We start from the raw sequence: 19,789 nt of genomic DNA, 5'->3' as shown, positions 1-19,789 counted from the left end.
CACATTGTTGTAAGCTGACTATATGTCAGCTTCTATGTTGGGGCCCCTGTCTTCGACTGGCACTACTCCCTCAGGAGTCTCGCCATTAATACTACGTATTAACATGTAATTTTACTTTGAAATACTTAAAAAAATAAAACACTTTGCCCAACTTACACTACCAATAGAAACTGCTGTTAGAATTCCTCAAAATGATATTTCGCGATATGTTAATGAAATTGTTGAAACGATACCTGATAGCGAATTCGATGAATTCAGACATCATCGTGGCGCAACATCCTATCATCTAAAAATGATGTTAAAAATCAACTCATATTCATATACTCAATCTGAATTTTCTGGCCGTAGAATAGAAAAATTACTTCATAACAGTATTCGAATGATGTGGTTAGCTCAAGATCAAACACCTTCTTATAAACTATTAATCTTTTTAGAGTGAATCCTAATACTGATGCGCTAATTGAATCTTTATTTATTCAGTTTCATAATAAAATGCATATCAAAAAAGCTGATTTCTATCAAATAATTAATAGAAATCAGCTTTTTTTCATTGCCTAAAAACTTAATATCCCGACCTCTTTATCTACGCATAAATACTTATTACTGATATAACGAAAGAAACAAAATTATTTGCTATATGTAATGCAATTGTTGAACCTAGGTTTCTTCCAGATTTTAAATAAGTGAAAACTAATATGATGGATAGTATGAGATATGGACCAAACTCAAACGGCGACTTTGCATCAGTCACATGAATAAATGCAAATAAGAACACCGAAACAATACTCATAGCTATAAAATTAAACTTCTTACCTAATTCTCCAATTAAAATATGTCTAAATACGATTTCTTCAACTATTGGACCTACAATCACAATTAATAAGAATGCTACAGGTAAAAATGCAGGCACTTCAAACATTTTATTTAGCTCAAGTTCATTGGCTGTTTCACTATATTGCAAATGTTTAGGTAGAAACTGTGTCATATATTCATATGTATAAATTAAGATGAGAGCAATAATATACGTTATTGACAATCTAAGCCAATATTTTTTGATATACGCAAAACCAGCTCGAAGCCTTGATGGCATCACTTTTAAATGAAATAAATAAAATGCGCCAATCCCAATCGTATATGCTAAAGCTTGTGTGATAGTCGATACAAATATCAGATTACTATCGATTTCATAATAATTGAACAAAATTGGTCCTATGTAAGCTGCAATTGTGAGTGCAAATGATAATACACCTATAATTGGAATTATAAGCAAATCTCTCCATGCTATATCTTTAAACGTGTATTTCTTTTTTTCATTTTCCACTGTTATATCCTTTCCTGTTTAATAATTGATATTTGGAGGTACTTCTACATGATAAACGAAACTAAGTATATGAGACAACAAATTACTAATTTGATTCAAATCATTGATACGATTAAATATAATACTTTAATGACAGATTGGAACATTCAAACGCATATTTATAAATTTAACCAAATAGTTACTAATGAATTGAATAAGTTCAAAGGCTTTGAAACATCATATATAATAAACGAAAATCAAGTTTTCTATTATGAAATTATAACACTACTTAATAAACGTCCCCTCCGACAAGTCGACTATGGTAACAAAATTCAATATCTTAATTTTTATCATACAGAACTATCTAACGCATTATTTGCAATTAAATTTGCCCATTAACCTATTTTTCATAAAATGTCATTTAAACAAGTTATTTATTAAAATTCACTTTATTACATAAATTATACAATTAAAAAGTTTCTTCAAATTGTAAAGATGCATTAATCGAGTTATAATCATAATGATTAAGATGGTAGATTTAGTCTTATATAACTACATTTACTAAGATTTAAATAGATGAGTACATAATGTATAAATTGGGAATATACAGTATGACTTACGGTAATATATCAATATATTGATATATTATTTGCACATGGGAGTATGCTATTTTTTATCTATACATCTTAAAAAAATTTACAGTTTTATAATTCAATATCATTAAACAAACAACATATTCAGCTTATTTTTCATTCTCTTACGTTACAAGTTGTAAATACCATCGCGTTAAACAACAATAGCCAACGCTAATAAAATATATTGCGTTAAAGTGGAGTGATTAATATGTCAAACGTACTAACAGAAATAGATAGTCAATATCCATATATGACTAAAAATGAAAAAAAGATAGCTAAATTTATACTAAATTCACCTCAAAAGGTGATTAAAATGAGGTCTCAAGACTTAGCAAGCTTATTAGATATTAGTACATCATCAGTCATTCGATTCAGCAAGAAAATTACTGATGGCGGTTTTCACGACTTGAAAATAAATATATCTAAGTATGTTCCTAAAGCATCATCAATTTACAATGTTGAATTAATGAATAACGAAAGCACAGAATCTTTAAGAACTAAACTCCATACACGTACTACACGCGCACTTAATCATGCAAATAACGAATTAAATGATAAAACTATTGATCAAATATGTCATTGTTTAAAACGTTCTGAGACGATTTTTATATATGGTTTTGGCGCATCTTTTGTAGTTGCTACCGACTTATACCAAAAGTTATCAAGAATAGGTCTTAATATTCAACTTGTTCAAGAAACACATATTTTTGCAACATTATTAGCAACTCACAATTCGAACGACAGTGTTATTCTTATTACTAACAATGGTACGCAAAGTGAAATGCAATCAATGGTTAAAGTTATTGATGACTACCATATACCTATAATTACAATTACTAGTACAAGGGATAATCCCGTAGCACAGGCATCAAATATTGTTTTAACTTATGGGAAAACTGATGAAAATGAGATGCATATGGGAGCAACAACTTCATTATTTGCTCAAATGTTCACTATTGATATATTATATTATCGTTATGTTGCATTAAATTATCACGCATCATTAGACTTCATAACACAATCTAAAATGGCTTTAGATAACTATCGTAAACATTTATCAAATATTAACTTTAAACATTAACAGTCTTATATAAATTCTTTAATCATGTCATATAATAATTTATGCATCATTTTCAAAGCTTACATGTCTTTTATCTTGTATAACATACGCATATGACCAATGATTTGATAAGGCCATTCTATTTCTTATATTAAAAACAAACGCAGTTGATTAACGGATTTATTCCATATATCAATTGCGTTTGTTATTTTAATAATGCTATTTTTTATTTTAAAGCCCACAGTAAAAACTATCGATAGTATTGCCACTTATAAGTTTTTCATACTACATCTTTGATTTAAGCTAAATTTATAAAAAAATGCGCCTACTCATAACACTTCTTTGGCTATTTAACTTTAATAAGCTAGGGCCAAGTTTGTCATAAAATAAGCGCACATTATAATCATACTATTTTGCTTTTACATTATTTTTATTATATCTAATAAAATAATAAATCGTTACAATCGTTAAGAAGATGACACCAATAAGCACTGATATTCTAGTTTCAACATTAAATACCATACCAACCAATACTAATATTAAGAATAAGATTGTTAAATAGTTACTTACTGCGCCACCAGGCATTTTGAATGGGTGACCTTCCACTTCTTCAGGGTGTAATTTTCTAAAACGTAAGTGACTGAATAAAATCATAAACCAAGGAATCATACCTGGTAAAATAGACGCACTATATACGTATACGAAAATACTCTTCGCTCCATCGATATATAAAGGTAAAATTACATTTAATAAAGCACCAATTAAAATACCAAGAGATACTGCAACAACAGTGTACAATGGCACACCATTTCTCATGATTTTAGTAAATATTTTCGGCATTTCACCTTTATGAGCAAGTGTATAAATCATACGACTCGCACTGAAAATACCTGAGTTACATCCAGACATTGCTGCAGTTAATACGACAAAGTTAATTAATCCAGCTGCAAATGTAATACCGATTTTAGCGAATGTTGCAACAAACGGACTTCCAATGTCTCCTAATTGATTCCAAGGATACACTGAAACAATAACAAAAATAGCACCTAAATAGAAAATTAAAATTCTCCAAATAACACCATTCACTGCTTTAACAATATTTTTCTGAGGATCTTTAGTTTCACCTGCAGTAATACCTATCAGTTCCACACCTTGGTATGAACCAATTACAATTGATAATGCAAAGAAGAAACCAACAATACCATTTGGCATAAATCCGCCATTTGTCCATAAATTAGAAATACCTACCGCATGGCCACCATTTCCAAAACCAAAGAAAATAAGACCAAAACCAGCAATAATCATTAAAATAATTGTTACAACTTTAATTAAAGCAAACCAAAATTCAAATTCTCCAAACGCTTTTACCGAGAATAAATTCGCTGCCATTAATAATAAAATAGCAATAATACCAGGAATCCAAGTTGGCAATTCCGGGAACCAAAACTTCATATATTCTCCTACTGCGATGACCTCACTCATACCAACAACAATCCATTGGAATATATTACTCCATGCTGTCATATAACCTGCTGCAGGATGTATATAATCACTTGCAAATGTTGCAAATGATCCTGTTGTAGGGTTTAAATAAATCATTTCCCCCATTGCTCTCATGATTAAAAATAAAAAGATACCCGCAATTAAATATGCAAGGATAACTGATGGGCCTGTCCATTTAATTGTACTTGTGGCACCCATGAAAAGCCCCACGCCAATCGTACCACCAAGTGCAATCATTTGAATTTGACGGGCACTCAATCCCCTTTGTAGTTCATTGTTCTCCATAACTTCTTACCCCATCTCTGATTGATACTAGATAAATCCATAAAAAAACTTATTGCCGTAATTATACTATAAATTACCGATTTTGGTACATTAATATTTGCATACCATGCAATCGTTTACAGAACTACTATAGCAGGCTTTTGCAACTTTGCAAACAATTATTTTGTGATTTTTCTAAAAAATTAAAAAAGTTGTCCGTGAACTGTTGCGTCACATACAACTTCAGCTATTCTCGGTAATTATGATATAATTTTAATAATATTAAAAAGGAGTATATCAATGTTAAAACAAATACTGCCACGTGCTACAAAAATATCGGTAATCTTTGCTGTAGCATTTTTCATCATAAATTATATCGGTATGGAAAAACCTGACATCCTATATTTAGTTGGAAGAACTATTATTGCAACACTTGCTTTCATACTCATTTGTCTTACAGTATTTACTATTATTAATTCTCCAGAGCGCAAGATTAAACTCGGTACGACTTTACCGATTGCATTAATTATTGGTATCATTTTCGGCGCCATATTTTTAACGGTACAAATCGGTGTCATCACTGGGTTAATCATCGGTGTGATTGCTACGTTTATTTGGGAATTGATTGAAAAAAATAAAGGAGGTCGTTCATCATGACAACAGCATTAATTGGTGTAATTGTATTAATCTTACTAATTATTAGCGTTGTGCCAAACTACCGTGCTATGAAATCAGCAAAAGAACAAGGAAGTAATGCAACAAGAGCTACAATTATGGTAGGCATAGATATTATCTTAATTGTACTTATCATCGTGACGTTATTATTAAAATATATGTAACTATTTAAACCACCCTATCTCATACATAAACATGAACGTTCTACCATTTTACATACATATGGTCGTCCATTTAATGAGGTAAGGTGGTTTTCTCGTTAAAGTTTACCTTGTAATAGTAAAAAATAGCCAATTGTTGCAAGTATTAAGTAAATCATTGAACCAACAACAAAAGATCTTACTTGCACGTGAAATGGTGTCTGTTTGTTAAATATAGGACCAATCACCAAATTTCCAACGCCTAAAATTACTGGACCAGCTAGAAAAAACAATATAATGTAACCCATCATGATACGCCTCCTATTTCGTAAAGAAACGCGCTACAATTTGATCGTAATCAATATCTTTTGCTACATAATCTACATTAGAAAAGTCCTGTGCGCTTGTCATTTTATTCGTATTAACAATAACATCTAATCCAGCTGCAATCGCGGCTGTTGCACCATTTACAGAATCTTCTATAGCCAAACATTGTGTCGGCATATAATTTAATTGTTGTACTGGAGATAAATATAATTCAGGGTCAGGTTTAACTTGTTCAACATCTTCTCTACCGATAACTACCTCTATATAATCGTCTAGACCTAATGCTTTAAAGGTAGGCATTATTTCCGATTTAACACTACTTGTGGCAATCGCCATAGGAATGTGACGTTGCTTTAAAAATGCCATCAATGATTTAATCGTATCAATCATCGGTAATGTCGTACTAGTAAGATGATGTTCTTCATAAAGTTTATCTTTATTTTCCGAACCAATCGCTTTAATTAAATGGTCATGCAAATCTGTAGCTGCTCCCCCAATAGAAGAACGATAAAAATCAATGCTTATAGGATCGGCATTATGCATCTCTAAATGTTTATTAATAACATTAAATAAATGTTGTTCCGTATCTATTATTGTTCCATCGAAATCAAATATAACTGCTCTATACATATATTTACTCCTCTATTTTTTCTCTTTATCAAAGCTTAACACAGTCCGATGACCACTTCATTCTATTAGTGCAATTATAACTTTTTTGACCAATACTTTGCTAAAATAGGCCCTGTTATATTATGAATGAAACTAAACACTGCGCCTGGTACTGCTGCAATTGGATTAAAATGCAATGCTGCTAATGACACAGCTAAACCAGAGTTCTGCATTCCAACTTCAATACTGACTGCTTTTTGATCTTGTCGATCTAATTTTAAAAGACGAGCTAACCAATATCCAATCGTATACCCTAATACGTTATGTAACATAACTACTAAAAATATTAATAATCCTGTAGTTAAGATTTGGTGCTTACTGCCACCTACAACTATTGCTAAAATTAATGAAATAGCAACAACTGATATAATCGGCAAAGCTGTAGAAGCTTTTTCAGCAATTTTACGATTAATAATTTGCAAAACAATACCTAAAGCAATTGGAATTAATACAACTTGAACAACTGACCACAACATACTCAGGAAAGATACTTCCAACCATTCATTTGCAAATAGATATATTAACGCAGGTGTAACGAACGGCGCTAGCAACGTAGAGACCGTCGTAATAGAAACAGAAAGTGCTACGTTAGCTTTGGCTAAATAACTCATTACATTACTTGATGTCCCACCCGGACAACATCCAACTAATATTACGCCAACAGCAATATCAGGTGGTAAATGAAAAGACTTTGCAATTATAAATGCTAATGTGGGCATAATACTGAATTGTAGACAGACACCAATAATTACTGCTCTAGGTGCTTTAAAGGCCATTTTGAAATCATTAGGTGTAATTGTTAATCCCATACCTAACATAACAATACCAAGTAAATAAGGTACCCACTTACCTAATGTCGCAACATGTTGTGGGAAAATAAATCCAATAACAGCTGCTACTAACATCCATACCAAAAAACTCTTCGTGGCAAATATACTCAATTTTTGAAACATTGTTAACACATCCTCGTCGATAATATTGAAAAATATTACCATAAGACCAGTAAGGTTACAATTACTTTTCTGAAAATTAAGATTATTTAGCTATTTTTTTCTTATTGCAAATATTTTATCACTGATAAGCAATTATTTTAAACTTCATTCAAAAGTCTTAGTGAATAAAGAAAAAAAGCGTGGTAAAATCAACTTGAACAAAATTAAGTCACCTTTATAAATATTAAACGTGTATTTAATGCCATGTATTCCTCGGGAGGTCCTCACATGTTAATTGATAAATTCGAAACATACATCATCAACATCGCCGGTTTAAATGACCGTACTACTAGAAAAAAATTAAGTAAGTTATGCAAAAGTGTACAATTTTGTGATGCGTTGCAATTCTCAATAAACAAACAGTTTAATCAGTATATATTAGAAATTAGCTTACCAAAGCAACAACTTCCATACTTCATTTCATTTTTAAGTTTTCATCAGTATAGTATTTTCCAAGTACTTTCACCAAAGAAAATAAATGAATTACTTGATTCTGATAATTTATATCAATCTGCAAAGCGTTTCGATATCAATATTGATGGCTTGCAAGATGCTTTCATTAAAGACAAAGTCATCGATATTATGAACATGTTCCAAAATCACACTGATATCACTTATACGTTGAATAAGTCTCATGCGCATATTATATGTACGCCAGAAATATTCGCTAAATTGTTACATACGATTGCAACTAGAAATATCGACATTCTATCTGCCAATTATAGATCGTCATCTATGAGCAAAGCTCGTATATCATAATAAAAGACACATCTATACGATGATCATTTACAATGATTGCGTATAGTGATGTGTCTTTTTTTGTATTATTTATCTTCGGACGATTGATCCTCAACCATTTGTTCAAATGCTTCACGAACTTGTGGTACTGTCATACCTACTACAACTTGGATACTCTTACCACTCTTTACTAATCCGTGTGCCATTTGTTGATGCGTGAAATATTCCGTATCCGCAACTTTATTTTCATCATAAACAGTTAAGCGTAATCTTGTTGTACAGTTAGTAACATCTTTGATATTTTCTTTGCCGCCTAAACCGTCTAGGTAATACGCAGCTTTGTCTTCGTATTCATTACCAGTTGAAGCACGTTTTGAATCCGTATCTTCGCCTTTTTTATTTTTATAATCTTGTTTAGAGAATAACTTAACTTCCTCTTCTGTTTTCTTACGTCCAGGTAATGGAATATCAAATTTCAAAATTAAGAATCTGAATAAGAAGAAGTAAATCGCTACAAATATTAAGCCTATAACAACTTGTGCTACATAAGTGCCCCAATGTTCTTTCCCAAGTGGTAACCAGTTGGTTGAAATAAAGTCTAACAAGCCACCCCCCATGTTACCTACAACACCAAATGCGTACATTAAAGTATCCATTGATGCTGCTAAAACTGCATGTAAAACAAATAAGTATGGCGCGATGAATAAGAATGTAAATTCTAATGGCTCAGTAATACCTACAACTACTGCTGTTAATGTGGCAGGAATAAGTAGTGCCGCCACCTTTTTACGATTTTCTTTAGGTGTCGTAGCATACATTGCTAAGGCAATACCTAAACATCCAAATACTTTCCCATTTCCTTGAAGCATGAAGCCATAAGGGAATTGCTCTTTTAATGGCTTACTGCTCTTAGCAAACTCATTTAAGTGTTGTAACCATTCAGCTTTCAAGCCGTGATTAACTACCACTGGACCAACTTCAATTGGTGCATAAATAAAGTGATGTAATCCTGTTGGTATTAATACACGTTCTAAGAAGTGATACAACCATACACCGATATAGCCTGAAGCAATGATAAAGTGTTGCATTGAGCCAATACCGTGCTGAACAGTTGGCCAAATAACACAAGTAATTGCTGCTAATGGTAACATCACAAAAAATGAAATCGTAACAACAAATGTTAAACCTTGGAATACACCAACCATTTCTGGTAATCGTTTACTATAGTATCTATTGTGAATCCAAGTAATAATAGCTGAAATAATAATACCACCTAGAATATTCGTATCCAATGTGGCAATACCTGCAATTGATTTTAAACCAGGTACATTTTCAACGCCTTTTTCTAAATTAGCGCCAAACGTATGTGGCCATTGCGTTAAAATGGCATTTATAAATGTATTAAACATTAAGTAACCCATCAATGCTGCAAGTGCTGCATGACCTGGTGCTTTTTTAGCTAAAGAAAGTGGTAAACCTACAACAAATACAACTTCCATATGCGTAAAAATAACCCAGCCACCAGATTCTATCACTGACCAAAATTTAAACCAAAACGTATGTTGATCTGCTAAACTCCCCATGATTGTAGGATTTTTAAATAATGTCGCAAAGCCAAGCACTATCCCAAAGAAAGCGAACATTAATACTGGTACAATCATTGCACTACCGAAACGCTTTATCGCATTCATCTTCTATTCCCTCCATATCATCTTTCCTAACAATACATCTAATTAGATTCATTTATAAATAGATGCCTTACTATTTAAATATAATATATAGTAAACGCTTACACACCTACAACGACATTGACGTATTTTGAAAGTATTTTGTATAATCAGATTATCTTTTCATATAGTGAAAAAATTTTCACGACCTTATATATGACATCGTTGTATTTGTAATACATTCGTTTTAAACGCATAATCAAACCTATATCAATACACAAATATACATAATGACATACAAGGTTTTAATGTAATAACGATCTATCACAAATTTATTTTCCAAGGAGGTTGAATATGTTTTTAGACGAACACATTAATAGAAACTTTGACAAACTGAATGATAATGATTTACATATCGCTCACTTTATCAATACACATATAGATGAATGTAAAAATATGAAAATACAAGATTTAGCGCAATTCACACATGCCTCGAATGCAACCATTCACAGATTTACACGCAAATTAGGTTTTGACGGTTATAGTGATTTTAAATCGTACCTTAAATTTGAAAGTAATAAGACACACCAATTACCATCTAACTCTATCGATAGTTTCAAACAAGAAATCGATAGTACATTCAGTTATTTAGAACGCGTTGATTACCAGCTTCTTACTGAAAAAATGCATACAGCTTCAACAATATATTTGTATGGTACCGGGCGTGCACAGTTAAACGTTGCTTCAGAGGCACAGCGTATATTGTTAACATTACATAATCATGTCATTGTACTTCATGATGAACATGAACTTAAAATGATTTTGAATAAGAGTGAACCTAATGATTTATTCTTTATTATTTCATTATCAGGTGAAACACATGAATTATTAGAAGTAACAAACTTGCTTCAACTTAGACAAAAATACTTTATTTCTGTTACTACAATGAAAGATAATACCCTTGCTCAAAAGCAAATTACAACGTCTATGTATCCAGTAACACATTCTACTTAACTGATGGTACAGACTATTCTAGCTTCATCAGTTATCATATATTCTTTGAAACACTTGTAAGAAAATATAATGAGTATTTACTACATCATGATATTTCAAATTAGAAAAAAGGAAGTTATGATTTAATGGCCTTGAGCCTATCATAACTTCCTTTTATCATTTTATTGTTGTGTTGATGTTTCGATAACGTGGTACATCTTATCAAACATCAATTCGAAACCATGCACCATGGCATCATGATATTCTTTTTTCTTTTGCTTGTATTCTAAATTAGTAAATCGTCTTTCTTTTTCAACTAATGAACGATAATAAAATAGCATTTGGGTGCCACCTGTTTCACGTTCAAAAAATTCTACCTCAATGACATCTTGTGTTTCACTTAGTCCAGGCATACCGATAGTCATCTTAACGTATTCATCCATAACTAAAGATTCATAAATACCTTCAATCACATTTACTTTGCCATTACGTTGTTGATCTACAATACGATATTTACCGCCTTCTTTAACATCCGCTTCAATCTCTTTATTCGTTCTGGCTGATGTCATAAACCATTGTTTCAACAAATCTTTCTTTGTCCAAGCTTCGTATACTAACTCTGGAGAAAATTTATAAAGCTTTTCAATTTCAACTTCGACATGTTCATTCTCTACATTAAATTTTGCCACTGTTGTCCACCCACTTTCGCTCTTACTTTTATTTTAACGTATTTTTGCTCAGTTCCAAACATAGATGATCATCATTTTTAAAAGATTAGCGTTATACGGTGAGTACAACATGATCTGTTAATATAACAAGCCACCTTACTTGGCTACATCGATATATTGTTAAGCATTAATGTTTCATTTCTTGACTAGTGTTCTTTTTTTAGCTTTGGAAAATTAAATAAAATCGCAATAAGTCCGCATACACCTAATAATATAGGATAAATGCTGTATGGGAATAACATTAACGGTGAAATCCCAGCTACACCAGCCGCTGAAATGACTTGCGGGCTATATGGTAATAAACCTTGGAAGCAGCCTCCAAATATATCAAGAATACTTGCTGATTTCCTTGAATCTACATCATATTCATCTGCAATATTTTTAGCTAAAGGACCTGACATAATAATAGAGATGGTGTTGTTTGCCGTGGCAATATCTGCGACACTTACCAAACTCGCAATTCCTAATTCTGCGCCACGCTTTGATTTCACTTTAGAGCGAACAAATTGCAACAACCATTCAATACCACCATTGTGTTGAATAATACCGACTAAACCACCAATTAGCAACGCAATCATAGCAATATCTTCCATGCTTATAATACCTTTGGACACTGCATCTAGTAGCCCCATCCAACCGAATGAACCATCTATGAGACCAATGATTCCGGCTAATAATGTTCCGCCAATCAATACGATAATGACATTTACACCTAATAATGCTAATACCAATACTAAAATATACGGTACAACTTTAATTAGATTATAATCATAGTTTTTAGCATGATTTAAAGAAATGCCATTCGTTAAGAAATACAGAATAATAATCGTTAAAATAGCACCTGGCAATACAATTTTAAAGTTTACTCTGAATTTATCTTTCATTTTCGTATGTTGTGTTCTAACCGCAGCAATTGTTGTATCTGAAATCATTGATAGATTATCGCCGAACATTGCACCTCCAACAACTGTAGCCATTGCTAGCGCAGTTGGTACATCTGTCGCTTGTGCAAACCCGTAACCAACAGGTGCTATTGCAGCAACAGTCCCTACTGACGTTCCCATAGATATAGAAACAAACATACAAATCACAAACAATCCTACAATAATTAAATTTTCTGGGATTAATGATAGTCCTAAATTAACTGTCGACTTTACGCCACCCATTTTTTCAGCTGTATTTGAAAATGCACCTGCTAAAATAAAAATCAACATCATTAAAATAATGTTTGAATGGCCTGCACCTTTCGTGAAGACCTCAACTTTTTTAGCAAATGATTCTTTTCGATTCATTAATAACGCCACTATTACCGTTATCGTAATTGCAACATTTAATGGCATTGAAGTAAAATCACCTGTGATAATACCTACGCCTAAAAACAACGCCACAAATAATAACAAGGGGAATAATGCCCAAGCATTGCTCTTTTTATGTACTTCCATCCTTTTTACCTGCTTTCCAATTAAAAATACCTCTTTCTCACAAACGATGAAGAAAGAGGTTTTCATGTGCTTTACCTGCTTATCTTCAAACCATTACGGTTACTGGAATTGGCACATTCGAGATGTTGCCGAGGCTTCATAGGGCCAGTCCCTCCACCTCTCTAGATAAGTGATGCTTATTTACGTTTACGTTACAAGATAATCCTTAGTACGTCAATCATAAATTAATCAGGAGTCGTATAATATTTTTGATAAACAATCATTGCTACTGTAATAATAATCAAAACAATAATGCTAATAACAAGTAAAAGCCACCATTTAAGCATTAATGCAATAAAAATGAACACGATAGATACACTTACTAATATTAATGATATGACTTTAAATTGCTGTGCGCTTTGTTCAGAAATAACTTTCAGCTGTTTGTTTGATGGACGCGTATTTCTTATACTGATTCCCAGTATATTTTCTAATATTTGAACCAATACGATAGTTATTGCAAATATAATAATTGGTAAAACATCATAGCTCCCTATAGTTAATGTATAAATTACAAATCCAATGTAAAGTAACCCTGAGACAAAGGCTAAAAAGTATGCGACGTATTTGTTAAACTTAATGATATGCTTTTTAATATTTTGATGGGTAAACCATACATTCATAATAATCGCAACTGCTACAAATAATGTGAATACTATATATAATGGTAATTTTTGTTCAGGAAAAACAGTCGCTATTCCAAAAGCTAATGCTAAAATCAAAAATAATATAGCTCTAGATACTATTAATGCCATAATAACAACCCCTTTGTTTAATATCGAGTTTGCAAATTTACGTTTATCAGCATTTCTATGATCAGTACTTCTAAGGGCAGCGTTTCTATGTAATTTACATCATCTTAACATATAAATACTTCGCTATATAATTAAAAACATATCCTATTATTCTTTGTCCGTTCTGACGTCTAATATCTAACCTTAGGCATTTCACTTGTTAATGAATTTAACTTTCTTCCACTAACCGTCCCTAAACCCAATCCCGCAATAGATTTTAACTTTTTCGTTGTTGTCCTGACATCCTCATTAAGAAAGTTTATTCTGCTTAAAACTTATAATCCACACCCTGAGCAAACGCTCCTTATGACAGAGTATTAAAATAAGCCGATAAAGATACACACCTTTACCGACTATTTAAAATACACTTCACCAATTCATTTTAATTTACTTGATTGAAGTAGCTAAATTAATATTATGTTGTTCAATTAAAAGCTTCATACAAACCTAATCTATTTGCACTCCACCGCTAACACCGAACACTTGTCCAGTTGTATAACTTGATTCTTCTGACGCTAATAGCACATAAGTTCCACATAACTCAACAGGTTGACCTGCACGACCTAAAGGTGTTTTTTGACCAAATGTTGGAATTTTACTTTGAGGTTGTCCACCAGAAATTTGTAATGGTGACCAGAATGGACCAGGCGCTACACAGTTCACTCTAATTCCTTTTGGTCCTAATTCTTCTGAAAAACTTTTAGTTAGTGAAATAATTGCTGCTTTTGAAGCGGCATAATCATGAAGAATAGGACTAGGATTATAACCTTGTACAGATGATGTCGTCGTAATTGACGCACCCGGTTTTAAATATTCCAATGCTTTTTGAACTGTCCAAAATAGCGGATAGACATTCGTTTCAAATGTTTCTGTAAATGCCTCAGTTGTAAATCCATGAATATCATCATGATACTGTTGATGTCCAGCAACTAAAGTAACATTATCTAAGCCACCTAATTGTTGATATGCTTGTTCAACAAGGTCATAGTTGAACTGCTCATCTCTTATATCACCAGGAATTAGCACTGCCTTTTGACCACTTTCTTCAATCACTTGGCGTACTTCTTGTGCATCTTGTTCTTCACTCGGAAGATAGTTAATCGCTACATCTGCACCTTCTTTAGCATACGCAATCGCTGCTGCACGCCCTATTGCTGAGTCACCACCTGTAACTAACATTTTATAGCCTTGTAAGCGTTGATGACCTTGGTAAGACGTTTCGCCACAATCAGGTGCTGGCGTCATTTCAGATTGTAAACCCGGTACCTCTTGTTCTTGTTTTTCATAATCCGTTGTTTTAAATTTTGTTCTAGGATCTTGAGCTGCCATTTTTTAACATCTCCTTATTCGCTTAATGGTTATTATTTACCCAATCTTCCTAGGAACTTAATCATGATTACACTAAAAATTACTTTTTTCTTTATAAAAACAAGCTCGAATTACTCATGCAATAGTCTCTTTACAAATTCAACAAAATACTCAGGTACTTTTTCCATAATCCTTTCATCCGGTTTATATTGAGGATGATGTAAATCATATTCACTATGAGAACCAATTAACGCAAATACACTTGGAAAATGTTGACTATAACCTGAAAAATCTTCTCCAATCGTAAGCGGCTGTTCCATCATTTCCACCTTATATCCAACATGTTGGGCTACTGAAATTGCTTTATGCGTCAATGCCTCATCATTCATCACAGCGCCAGGTAAATGTGTATAATTTAAATTAATTTTCATATTATATGCTTGAGCTAACCCGTCCGCAATATCTTGTAATCGTGTTTCTACAAGCTTTCGCACCACAGGATCAAAACTACGCACTGTGCCTTGTACATACGCATGATCAGCAATGACATTCCAAGTATTACCACATGATATTTGTCCTATTGTTACTACCGCTTCATCAAACGCAGATAGATTTCTACTAACTATGGATTGAATACTATTAATCAATTGCGCCAACACAATAACTGGATCGTTGCATTGTTCTGGCTTTGCAGCATGACCACCCACGCCTTTAATATGAAACTCAAAACGATCTACTGCTGATGTAATTGCCTCTGTTTTGATTGCAAATGTACCTACCGAACGCGATGGGTCATTATGAAAACCCAATACTGCTTGTACATCTTGTAATGCATGTGTTTCAATAATTTTAAAAGCGCCATGTCCTAGTTCTTCTGCTGGTTGAAAAATGAATTTAACACGCCCAGTAAGAGTGCCCTCAATTTCTTTTAACTTTACAGCTGTAGCCAAAATACTAGCCATGTGAATATCATGACCACACGCATGCATCACACCTTCATTTTCAGATTTAAAATCCTGTTCAACAAGCTCTTGAATTGGTAAAGCATCAATGTCAGCCCGAACAGCTATACAACTCAGACCTTGCCCCACTTCAGCAACAAGCCCAGTCGCAAGTGGTAAGTCTAATATTCTAATATTATATTCTGTTAAAATATCTTTAATTTTTTGTGTAGTCTTAAATTCTTTATCGGATAGTTCTGGAAATTGATGAAAATACCTTCTCCAGGCAACAGCTTGATCTTTTAATCCCATCGGTCATTCCCCTTCCTTAAGTCAATGATATGTTGTCTACCCTACGATGATCGTCTTTAACTATTAAACGATGATTTCACAACAATGTACTCTTGTTAATTACTTTCGCTAATGATAGACAATTGTTTAATAATATCGTAACACTATTGTCAAACTATTCTAACTTTTATAATTAAGAATCTATATAAAAACGTGTTCTCGGATAAAGTTGTTTTCACAAATCACAAAAAGCTCTAAACATTAGTGTAAATCAATGCTTAGAGCTTTCTAATTATTTTATGCTTTAAAAGATAATGTGTTATCTACGATGACCTTACCGTCTTTAATAACTTTTTCTGCGTGATTGATACCAAAATGATATGGAATATATTCATGATTTGGTGCATCCCAAATTACTAAATTAGCCTTATCACCTGTGTTAATTGTACCCGCGTTAATGTCTATTGCTTTAGCAGCATTGACCGTAACAGCATTCCAAACTTCATTAGGTGATAGCTTTAATTTCAAGGCTGCAATCGCCATAACAAGTTGTAAGTTGTTTGTGACACTACTACCAGGGTTATAATCAGTTGCTAATGCAATCGCACCGTTATTGTCAAGCATGCCTCTTGCATCTGCATAATCTTCTTTACCTAAATAGAACGTCGTTGCAGGTAAGAGGACAGCTACAGTATCACTATTTCGCAACTTTTCTTTTCCTTTATCACTTGAAGCTACTAAGTGGTCTGCTGATATTGCTTGTTCATCAATTGCTAATTCCAGTCCGCCTAACGGATCAATTTCATCCGCATGTATTTTCACTTTAAAACCTGCTTCTTTTGCTTTTTGCATATAATGTTGCGATTGTTCTATTGTAAATACACCTGTTTCACAGAAAATATCCGCAAAGTCTGCATATTGTTTTACTTCCGGAAGTAACGCAATCATTTCTTCTAAAAATGTCTCATTTGAACTTGCCTCTTTAGGTACAGCATGAGGCCCTAGGAAAGTATGTTTCATGTCTAAATCATATTTCTCAGCTAAACGATTAGACACTTTCAATTGCTTCAGTTCATTTTCTCTATCTAATCCATAACCACTCTTACTTTCAACTGCAAGCACGCCGTGTTTAATCATAGTAAGCAAATCATGCTCTGCTTTTTTAAACAAGTCATCTTCGGATGTTTCTCTAGTAGCATTAACGGTAGATAATATGCCACCACCCATTTCTAATATTTCAAGGTAAGACTTACCTTGACGTTTTAATGACATCTCATGTTCTCGAGATCCACCAAATGTTAAATGTGTATGTGCATCTACTAATGCTGGGGACACTACCTTCCCACTAGCATCAATCGTCTCAGTCGCATCGTAGTCATCTGTATGTGTTCCAGCATATACAATTTTGCCATCTTTAATGACAACTGTTCCATTTTTCACAACATTTAATTCATCTAATTCCTTACCCTTCAAAGGTTTATCTGTTGATCTCGGTAAAATTAATTCTGCTATATGATTAATTATTAAATCATTCATTACTTATCACCTGCTTTATCAATCATTGGAATATGAATACCTTTTTCTTTAGCTGTTTGAATAGCGATGTCATAGCCAGCATCAACATGTCGGGCAACACCCATACCTGGATCAGTCGTCAATACGCGTTCCAATCTTCTTTCAGCACGCTCTGATCCATCTGCTACAACCACCATACCCGCATGAAGTGAATATCCCATGCCAACACCGCCACCGTGATGGAATGAAATCCATGAACCACCTGCAGCTGTGTTAATTAGTGCATTCAATACAGCCCAATCACCAACCGCGTCACTACCATCTTTCATACTTTCTGTTTCACGGTTAGGACTAGCAACTGAACCAGCATCTAAATGGTCTCGTCCAATCACAATTGGCGCTGAAATTTCACCATCGCGTACAAGACGATTTAAAGCTAAGCCCATTTTCGCTCTTTCTCCATAGCCTAACCAAGCAATACGTGATGGTAGTCCTTGATATGAGATTTTTTCTTCAGCTAAATCAAGCCATCTTAATAACTTTTCATTTTCCGGGAAAAGTTTGCGCATTTCTTCATCCGCACGCTCGATATCTTTTGGATCACCACTCAACGCAGCAAAGCGGAATGGCCCTTTACCTTCACAGAATAATGGTCTAATGTAAGCTGGTACAAAGCCTGGGAAGTCAAAAGCATTTTTCACTCCGTTATTGAAGGCTACTTGACGAATATTGTTACCATAATCAAATGCTACAGCGCCACGTTTTTGGAATTCAAGCATTAATTCAACATGCTTTGCCATTGAAGCTTGTGAGAGTTCAACATATTTTTTCGGATCTTTTTCACGTAATACTTTCGCTTCTTCTACAGAGTATCCTTGTGGCACATATCCATTTAGCGGGTCATGTGCACTTGTTTGGTCAGTAATAATATCAATTTCAAACCCTTTTTCTAGAATCGCTTGATGGATGTCTACAGCATTTCCAACTAACCCGATTGACAATCCTTCTCCACGTTCTTTCGCCTCTTCTGCTAATTTTAATGCTTCATCTAAATCAGCTGTTTTAACATCACAGTATTTCGTATCAATTCGCTTATCAACACGTGTTTCATCAACATCCACGCAAATTGCTACCCCATGATTCATAGTAATTGCTAACGGTTGCGCACCACCCATACCACCTAAACCTGCTGTTAGTGTAACAGTGCCTGCTAAATCTCCATTAAAGTGTTGATTACCTAGCTCGGCAAATGTCTCATAAGTACCTTGCACAATACCTTGAGAACCAATATAAATCCAACTACCGGCTGTCATCTGCCCATACATGATTAAACCTTTTTTATCTAATTCATTAAAATGATCCCAGTTTGCCCATTCAGGCACTAATACTGAATTTGAAATTAATACACGTGGCGCTTCTTCATGTGTTTTAAATACAGCAACTGGCTTTCCTGATTGTACTAACATTGTCTCATCTGATTCTAATTCTCGTAACGTTTTCTCTATTGCTTCAAAAGCTTCCCAATTACGAGCTGCTTTTCCAATACCACCATAAACAACTAAATCTTCTGGTCTTTCAGCAACTTCTGGGTCTAAATTGTTGTATAACATTCTAAGTACTGCTTCTTGTTCCCAACCTTTACACTCAATACTCAAACCTTTTTTTGCTTGAATTTTTCTCATAAAATTCGCTCCTGTTCTTTTTAGAAGTTAATTCCACTGAATTTAAAACGCTTACATCATTATCTTCAATATTCATTATAGTATGT

18 protein-coding genes, 2 pseudogenes and 1 riboswitch are annotated in these 19,789 nt (G+C 33.4%); of the genes and pseudogenes, 7 read left to right on the top strand and 13 right to left on the bottom strand.

The window, feature by feature from the left end:
* Positions 1 to 133: 133 nt before the first annotated feature.
* Positions 134 to 492, top strand: a pseudogene (locus HMPREF2658_RS14385) (transposase); the annotation flags it as partial.
* 91 nt (positions 493 to 583) lie between these two features.
* Here HMPREF2658_RS14385 and sdpB read toward each other — a convergent pair.
* Positions 584 to 1,321, bottom strand: a complete 738-nt coding sequence (gene sdpB, locus HMPREF2658_RS11355) for a CPBP family intramembrane glutamic endopeptidase SdpB (RefSeq protein WP_000426710.1) — start codon at positions 1,319 to 1,321, stop codon at positions 584 to 586.
* A 48-nt stretch (positions 1,322 to 1,369) separates the two neighbouring features.
* Here sdpB and HMPREF2658_RS11350 point away from each other — a divergent pair, with 48 nt between their 5' ends.
* Positions 1,370 to 1,699, top strand: a complete 330-nt coding sequence (locus HMPREF2658_RS11350; RefSeq protein WP_000606724.1) for a hypothetical protein — start codon at positions 1,370 to 1,372, stop codon at positions 1,697 to 1,699.
* A gap of 444 nt (positions 1,700 to 2,143) precedes the next feature.
* Positions 2,144 to 3,016, top strand: coding sequence for a pentose phosphate pathway transcriptional regulator RpiRC (locus HMPREF2658_RS11345; protein ID WP_000073195.1), 873 nt, complete (start codon positions 2,144 to 2,146; stop codon positions 3,014 to 3,016).
* Between the two features lie 387 nt (positions 3,017 to 3,403).
* Here the strand turns inward: HMPREF2658_RS11345 and HMPREF2658_RS11340 are convergent, their stop codons facing one another.
* Complete coding sequence (locus HMPREF2658_RS11340) at positions 3,404 to 4,783, bottom strand: amino acid permease (RefSeq protein WP_000429669.1); 1,380 nt, start codon at positions 4,781 to 4,783, stop codon at positions 3,404 to 3,406.
* Between the two features lie 279 nt (positions 4,784 to 5,062).
* Here HMPREF2658_RS11340 and HMPREF2658_RS11335 point away from each other — a divergent pair, with 279 nt between their 5' ends.
* Together HMPREF2658_RS11335 and HMPREF2658_RS11330 are read left to right on the top strand one after the other, a co-directional pair.
* The gene (locus HMPREF2658_RS11335; RefSeq protein ID WP_000917675.1) at positions 5,063 to 5,419 is read left to right on the top strand and encodes a hypothetical protein; all 357 of its coding nucleotides are present in this window, start codon (positions 5,063 to 5,065) and stop codon (positions 5,417 to 5,419) included.
* Positions 5,416 to 5,601: a hypothetical protein gene (locus tag HMPREF2658_RS11330; protein ID WP_000205310.1), complete on the top strand. Its 186-nt coding sequence runs from the start codon at positions 5,416 to 5,418 to the stop codon at positions 5,599 to 5,601. The genes HMPREF2658_RS11335 and HMPREF2658_RS11330 overlap by 4 nt, the downstream gene beginning before the upstream one ends.
* Before the next feature lie 95 nt (positions 5,602 to 5,696).
* On the opposite strand, the gene HMPREF2658_RS11325 is transcribed toward HMPREF2658_RS11330, so the two are convergent.
* The 3 genes from HMPREF2658_RS11325 to HMPREF2658_RS11315 form a co-directional block, all read right to left on the bottom strand.
* Positions 5,697 to 5,888 (bottom strand): hypothetical protein, encoded by a 192-nt coding sequence (locus tag HMPREF2658_RS11325; RefSeq protein ID WP_001796542.1) that lies wholly within the window; start codon positions 5,886 to 5,888, stop codon positions 5,697 to 5,699.
* A gap of 10 nt (positions 5,889 to 5,898) precedes the next feature.
* Positions 5,899 to 6,534, bottom strand: coding sequence for an HAD family hydrolase (locus HMPREF2658_RS11320; protein ID WP_054194507.1), 636 nt, complete (start codon positions 6,532 to 6,534; stop codon positions 5,899 to 5,901).
* A 74-nt stretch (positions 6,535 to 6,608) separates the two neighbouring features.
* On the bottom strand, positions 6,609 to 7,526 hold the full coding sequence (locus HMPREF2658_RS11315; RefSeq protein ID WP_000486803.1) for a bile acid:sodium symporter family protein: 918 nt from the start codon (positions 7,524 to 7,526) through the stop codon (positions 6,609 to 6,611).
* A gap of 267 nt (positions 7,527 to 7,793) precedes the next feature.
* On the opposite strand from HMPREF2658_RS11315, the gene HMPREF2658_RS11310 reads away from it, so the two are divergent.
* A complete protein-coding gene (locus HMPREF2658_RS11310) occupies positions 7,794 to 8,324 on the top strand; it encodes a hypothetical protein (protein WP_000904061.1) in 531 nt (176 codons plus the stop codon).
* A 65-nt stretch (positions 8,325 to 8,389) separates the two neighbouring features.
* On the opposite strand, the gene HMPREF2658_RS11305 is transcribed toward HMPREF2658_RS11310, so the two are convergent.
* Positions 8,390 to 9,994: an alpha-glucoside-specific PTS transporter subunit IIBC gene (locus tag HMPREF2658_RS11305; RefSeq protein WP_000991496.1), complete on the bottom strand. Its 1,605-nt coding sequence runs from the start codon at positions 9,992 to 9,994 to the stop codon at positions 8,390 to 8,392.
* A 330-nt stretch (positions 9,995 to 10,324) separates the two neighbouring features.
* On the opposite strand from HMPREF2658_RS11305, the pseudogene HMPREF2658_RS11300 reads away from it, so the two are divergent.
* Positions 10,325 to 11,088, top strand: a pseudogene (locus HMPREF2658_RS11300) (MurR/RpiR family transcriptional regulator).
* A gap of 57 nt (positions 11,089 to 11,145) precedes the next feature.
* Here HMPREF2658_RS11300 and HMPREF2658_RS11295 read toward each other — a convergent pair.
* The 7 genes from HMPREF2658_RS11295 to hutU form a co-directional block, all read right to left on the bottom strand.
* Positions 11,146 to 11,652 carry an SRPBCC family protein gene (locus tag HMPREF2658_RS11295; protein WP_001051556.1) on the bottom strand — a complete coding sequence of 169 codons (507 nt, stop codon included), beginning with the start codon at positions 11,650 to 11,652 and terminating at the stop codon, positions 11,146 to 11,148.
* Positions 11,653 to 11,837: 185 nt separating this feature from the next.
* Positions 11,838 to 13,133 (bottom strand): Na+/H+ antiporter NhaC family protein, encoded by a 1,296-nt coding sequence (locus HMPREF2658_RS11290; RefSeq protein WP_000451827.1) that lies wholly within the window; start codon positions 13,131 to 13,133, stop codon positions 11,838 to 11,840.
* A 76-nt stretch (positions 13,134 to 13,209) separates the two neighbouring features.
* Positions 13,210 to 13,305, bottom strand: a riboswitch (SAM riboswitch).
* Positions 13,306 to 13,357: 52 nt separating this feature from the next.
* Positions 13,358 to 13,927 (bottom strand): hypothetical protein, encoded by a 570-nt coding sequence (locus HMPREF2658_RS11285; protein ID WP_001185185.1) that lies wholly within the window; start codon positions 13,925 to 13,927, stop codon positions 13,358 to 13,360.
* A gap of 486 nt (positions 13,928 to 14,413) precedes the next feature.
* Positions 14,414 to 15,295, bottom strand: coding sequence for an SDR family oxidoreductase (locus tag HMPREF2658_RS11280; protein ID WP_000730049.1), 882 nt, complete (start codon positions 15,293 to 15,295; stop codon positions 14,414 to 14,416).
* A 110-nt stretch (positions 15,296 to 15,405) separates the two neighbouring features.
* Positions 15,406 to 16,527, bottom strand: coding sequence for a M20 peptidase aminoacylase family protein (locus tag HMPREF2658_RS11275; protein ID WP_000523142.1), 1,122 nt, complete (start codon positions 16,525 to 16,527; stop codon positions 15,406 to 15,408).
* A 276-nt stretch (positions 16,528 to 16,803) separates the two neighbouring features.
* Positions 16,804 to 18,042, bottom strand: coding sequence for an imidazolonepropionase (gene hutI / locus HMPREF2658_RS11270; protein ID WP_000998769.1), 1,239 nt, complete (start codon positions 18,040 to 18,042; stop codon positions 16,804 to 16,806).
* A complete protein-coding gene (hutU, locus tag HMPREF2658_RS11265; protein WP_001226821.1) occupies positions 18,042 to 19,703 on the bottom strand; it encodes a urocanate hydratase in 1,662 nt (553 codons plus the stop codon). The genes hutI and hutU overlap by 1 nt, the downstream gene beginning before the upstream one ends.
* Between the last annotated feature and the right edge of the window lie 86 nt (positions 19,704 to 19,789).

Origin of the sequence: Staphylococcus sp. HMSC062H10, assembly GCF_001836945.1 — a bacterium.
Taxonomy (GTDB): Bacteria; Bacillota; Bacilli; order Staphylococcales; family Staphylococcaceae; genus Staphylococcus; species Staphylococcus aureus.
This window is presented reverse-complemented; position numbering and strand designations above follow the sequence as displayed.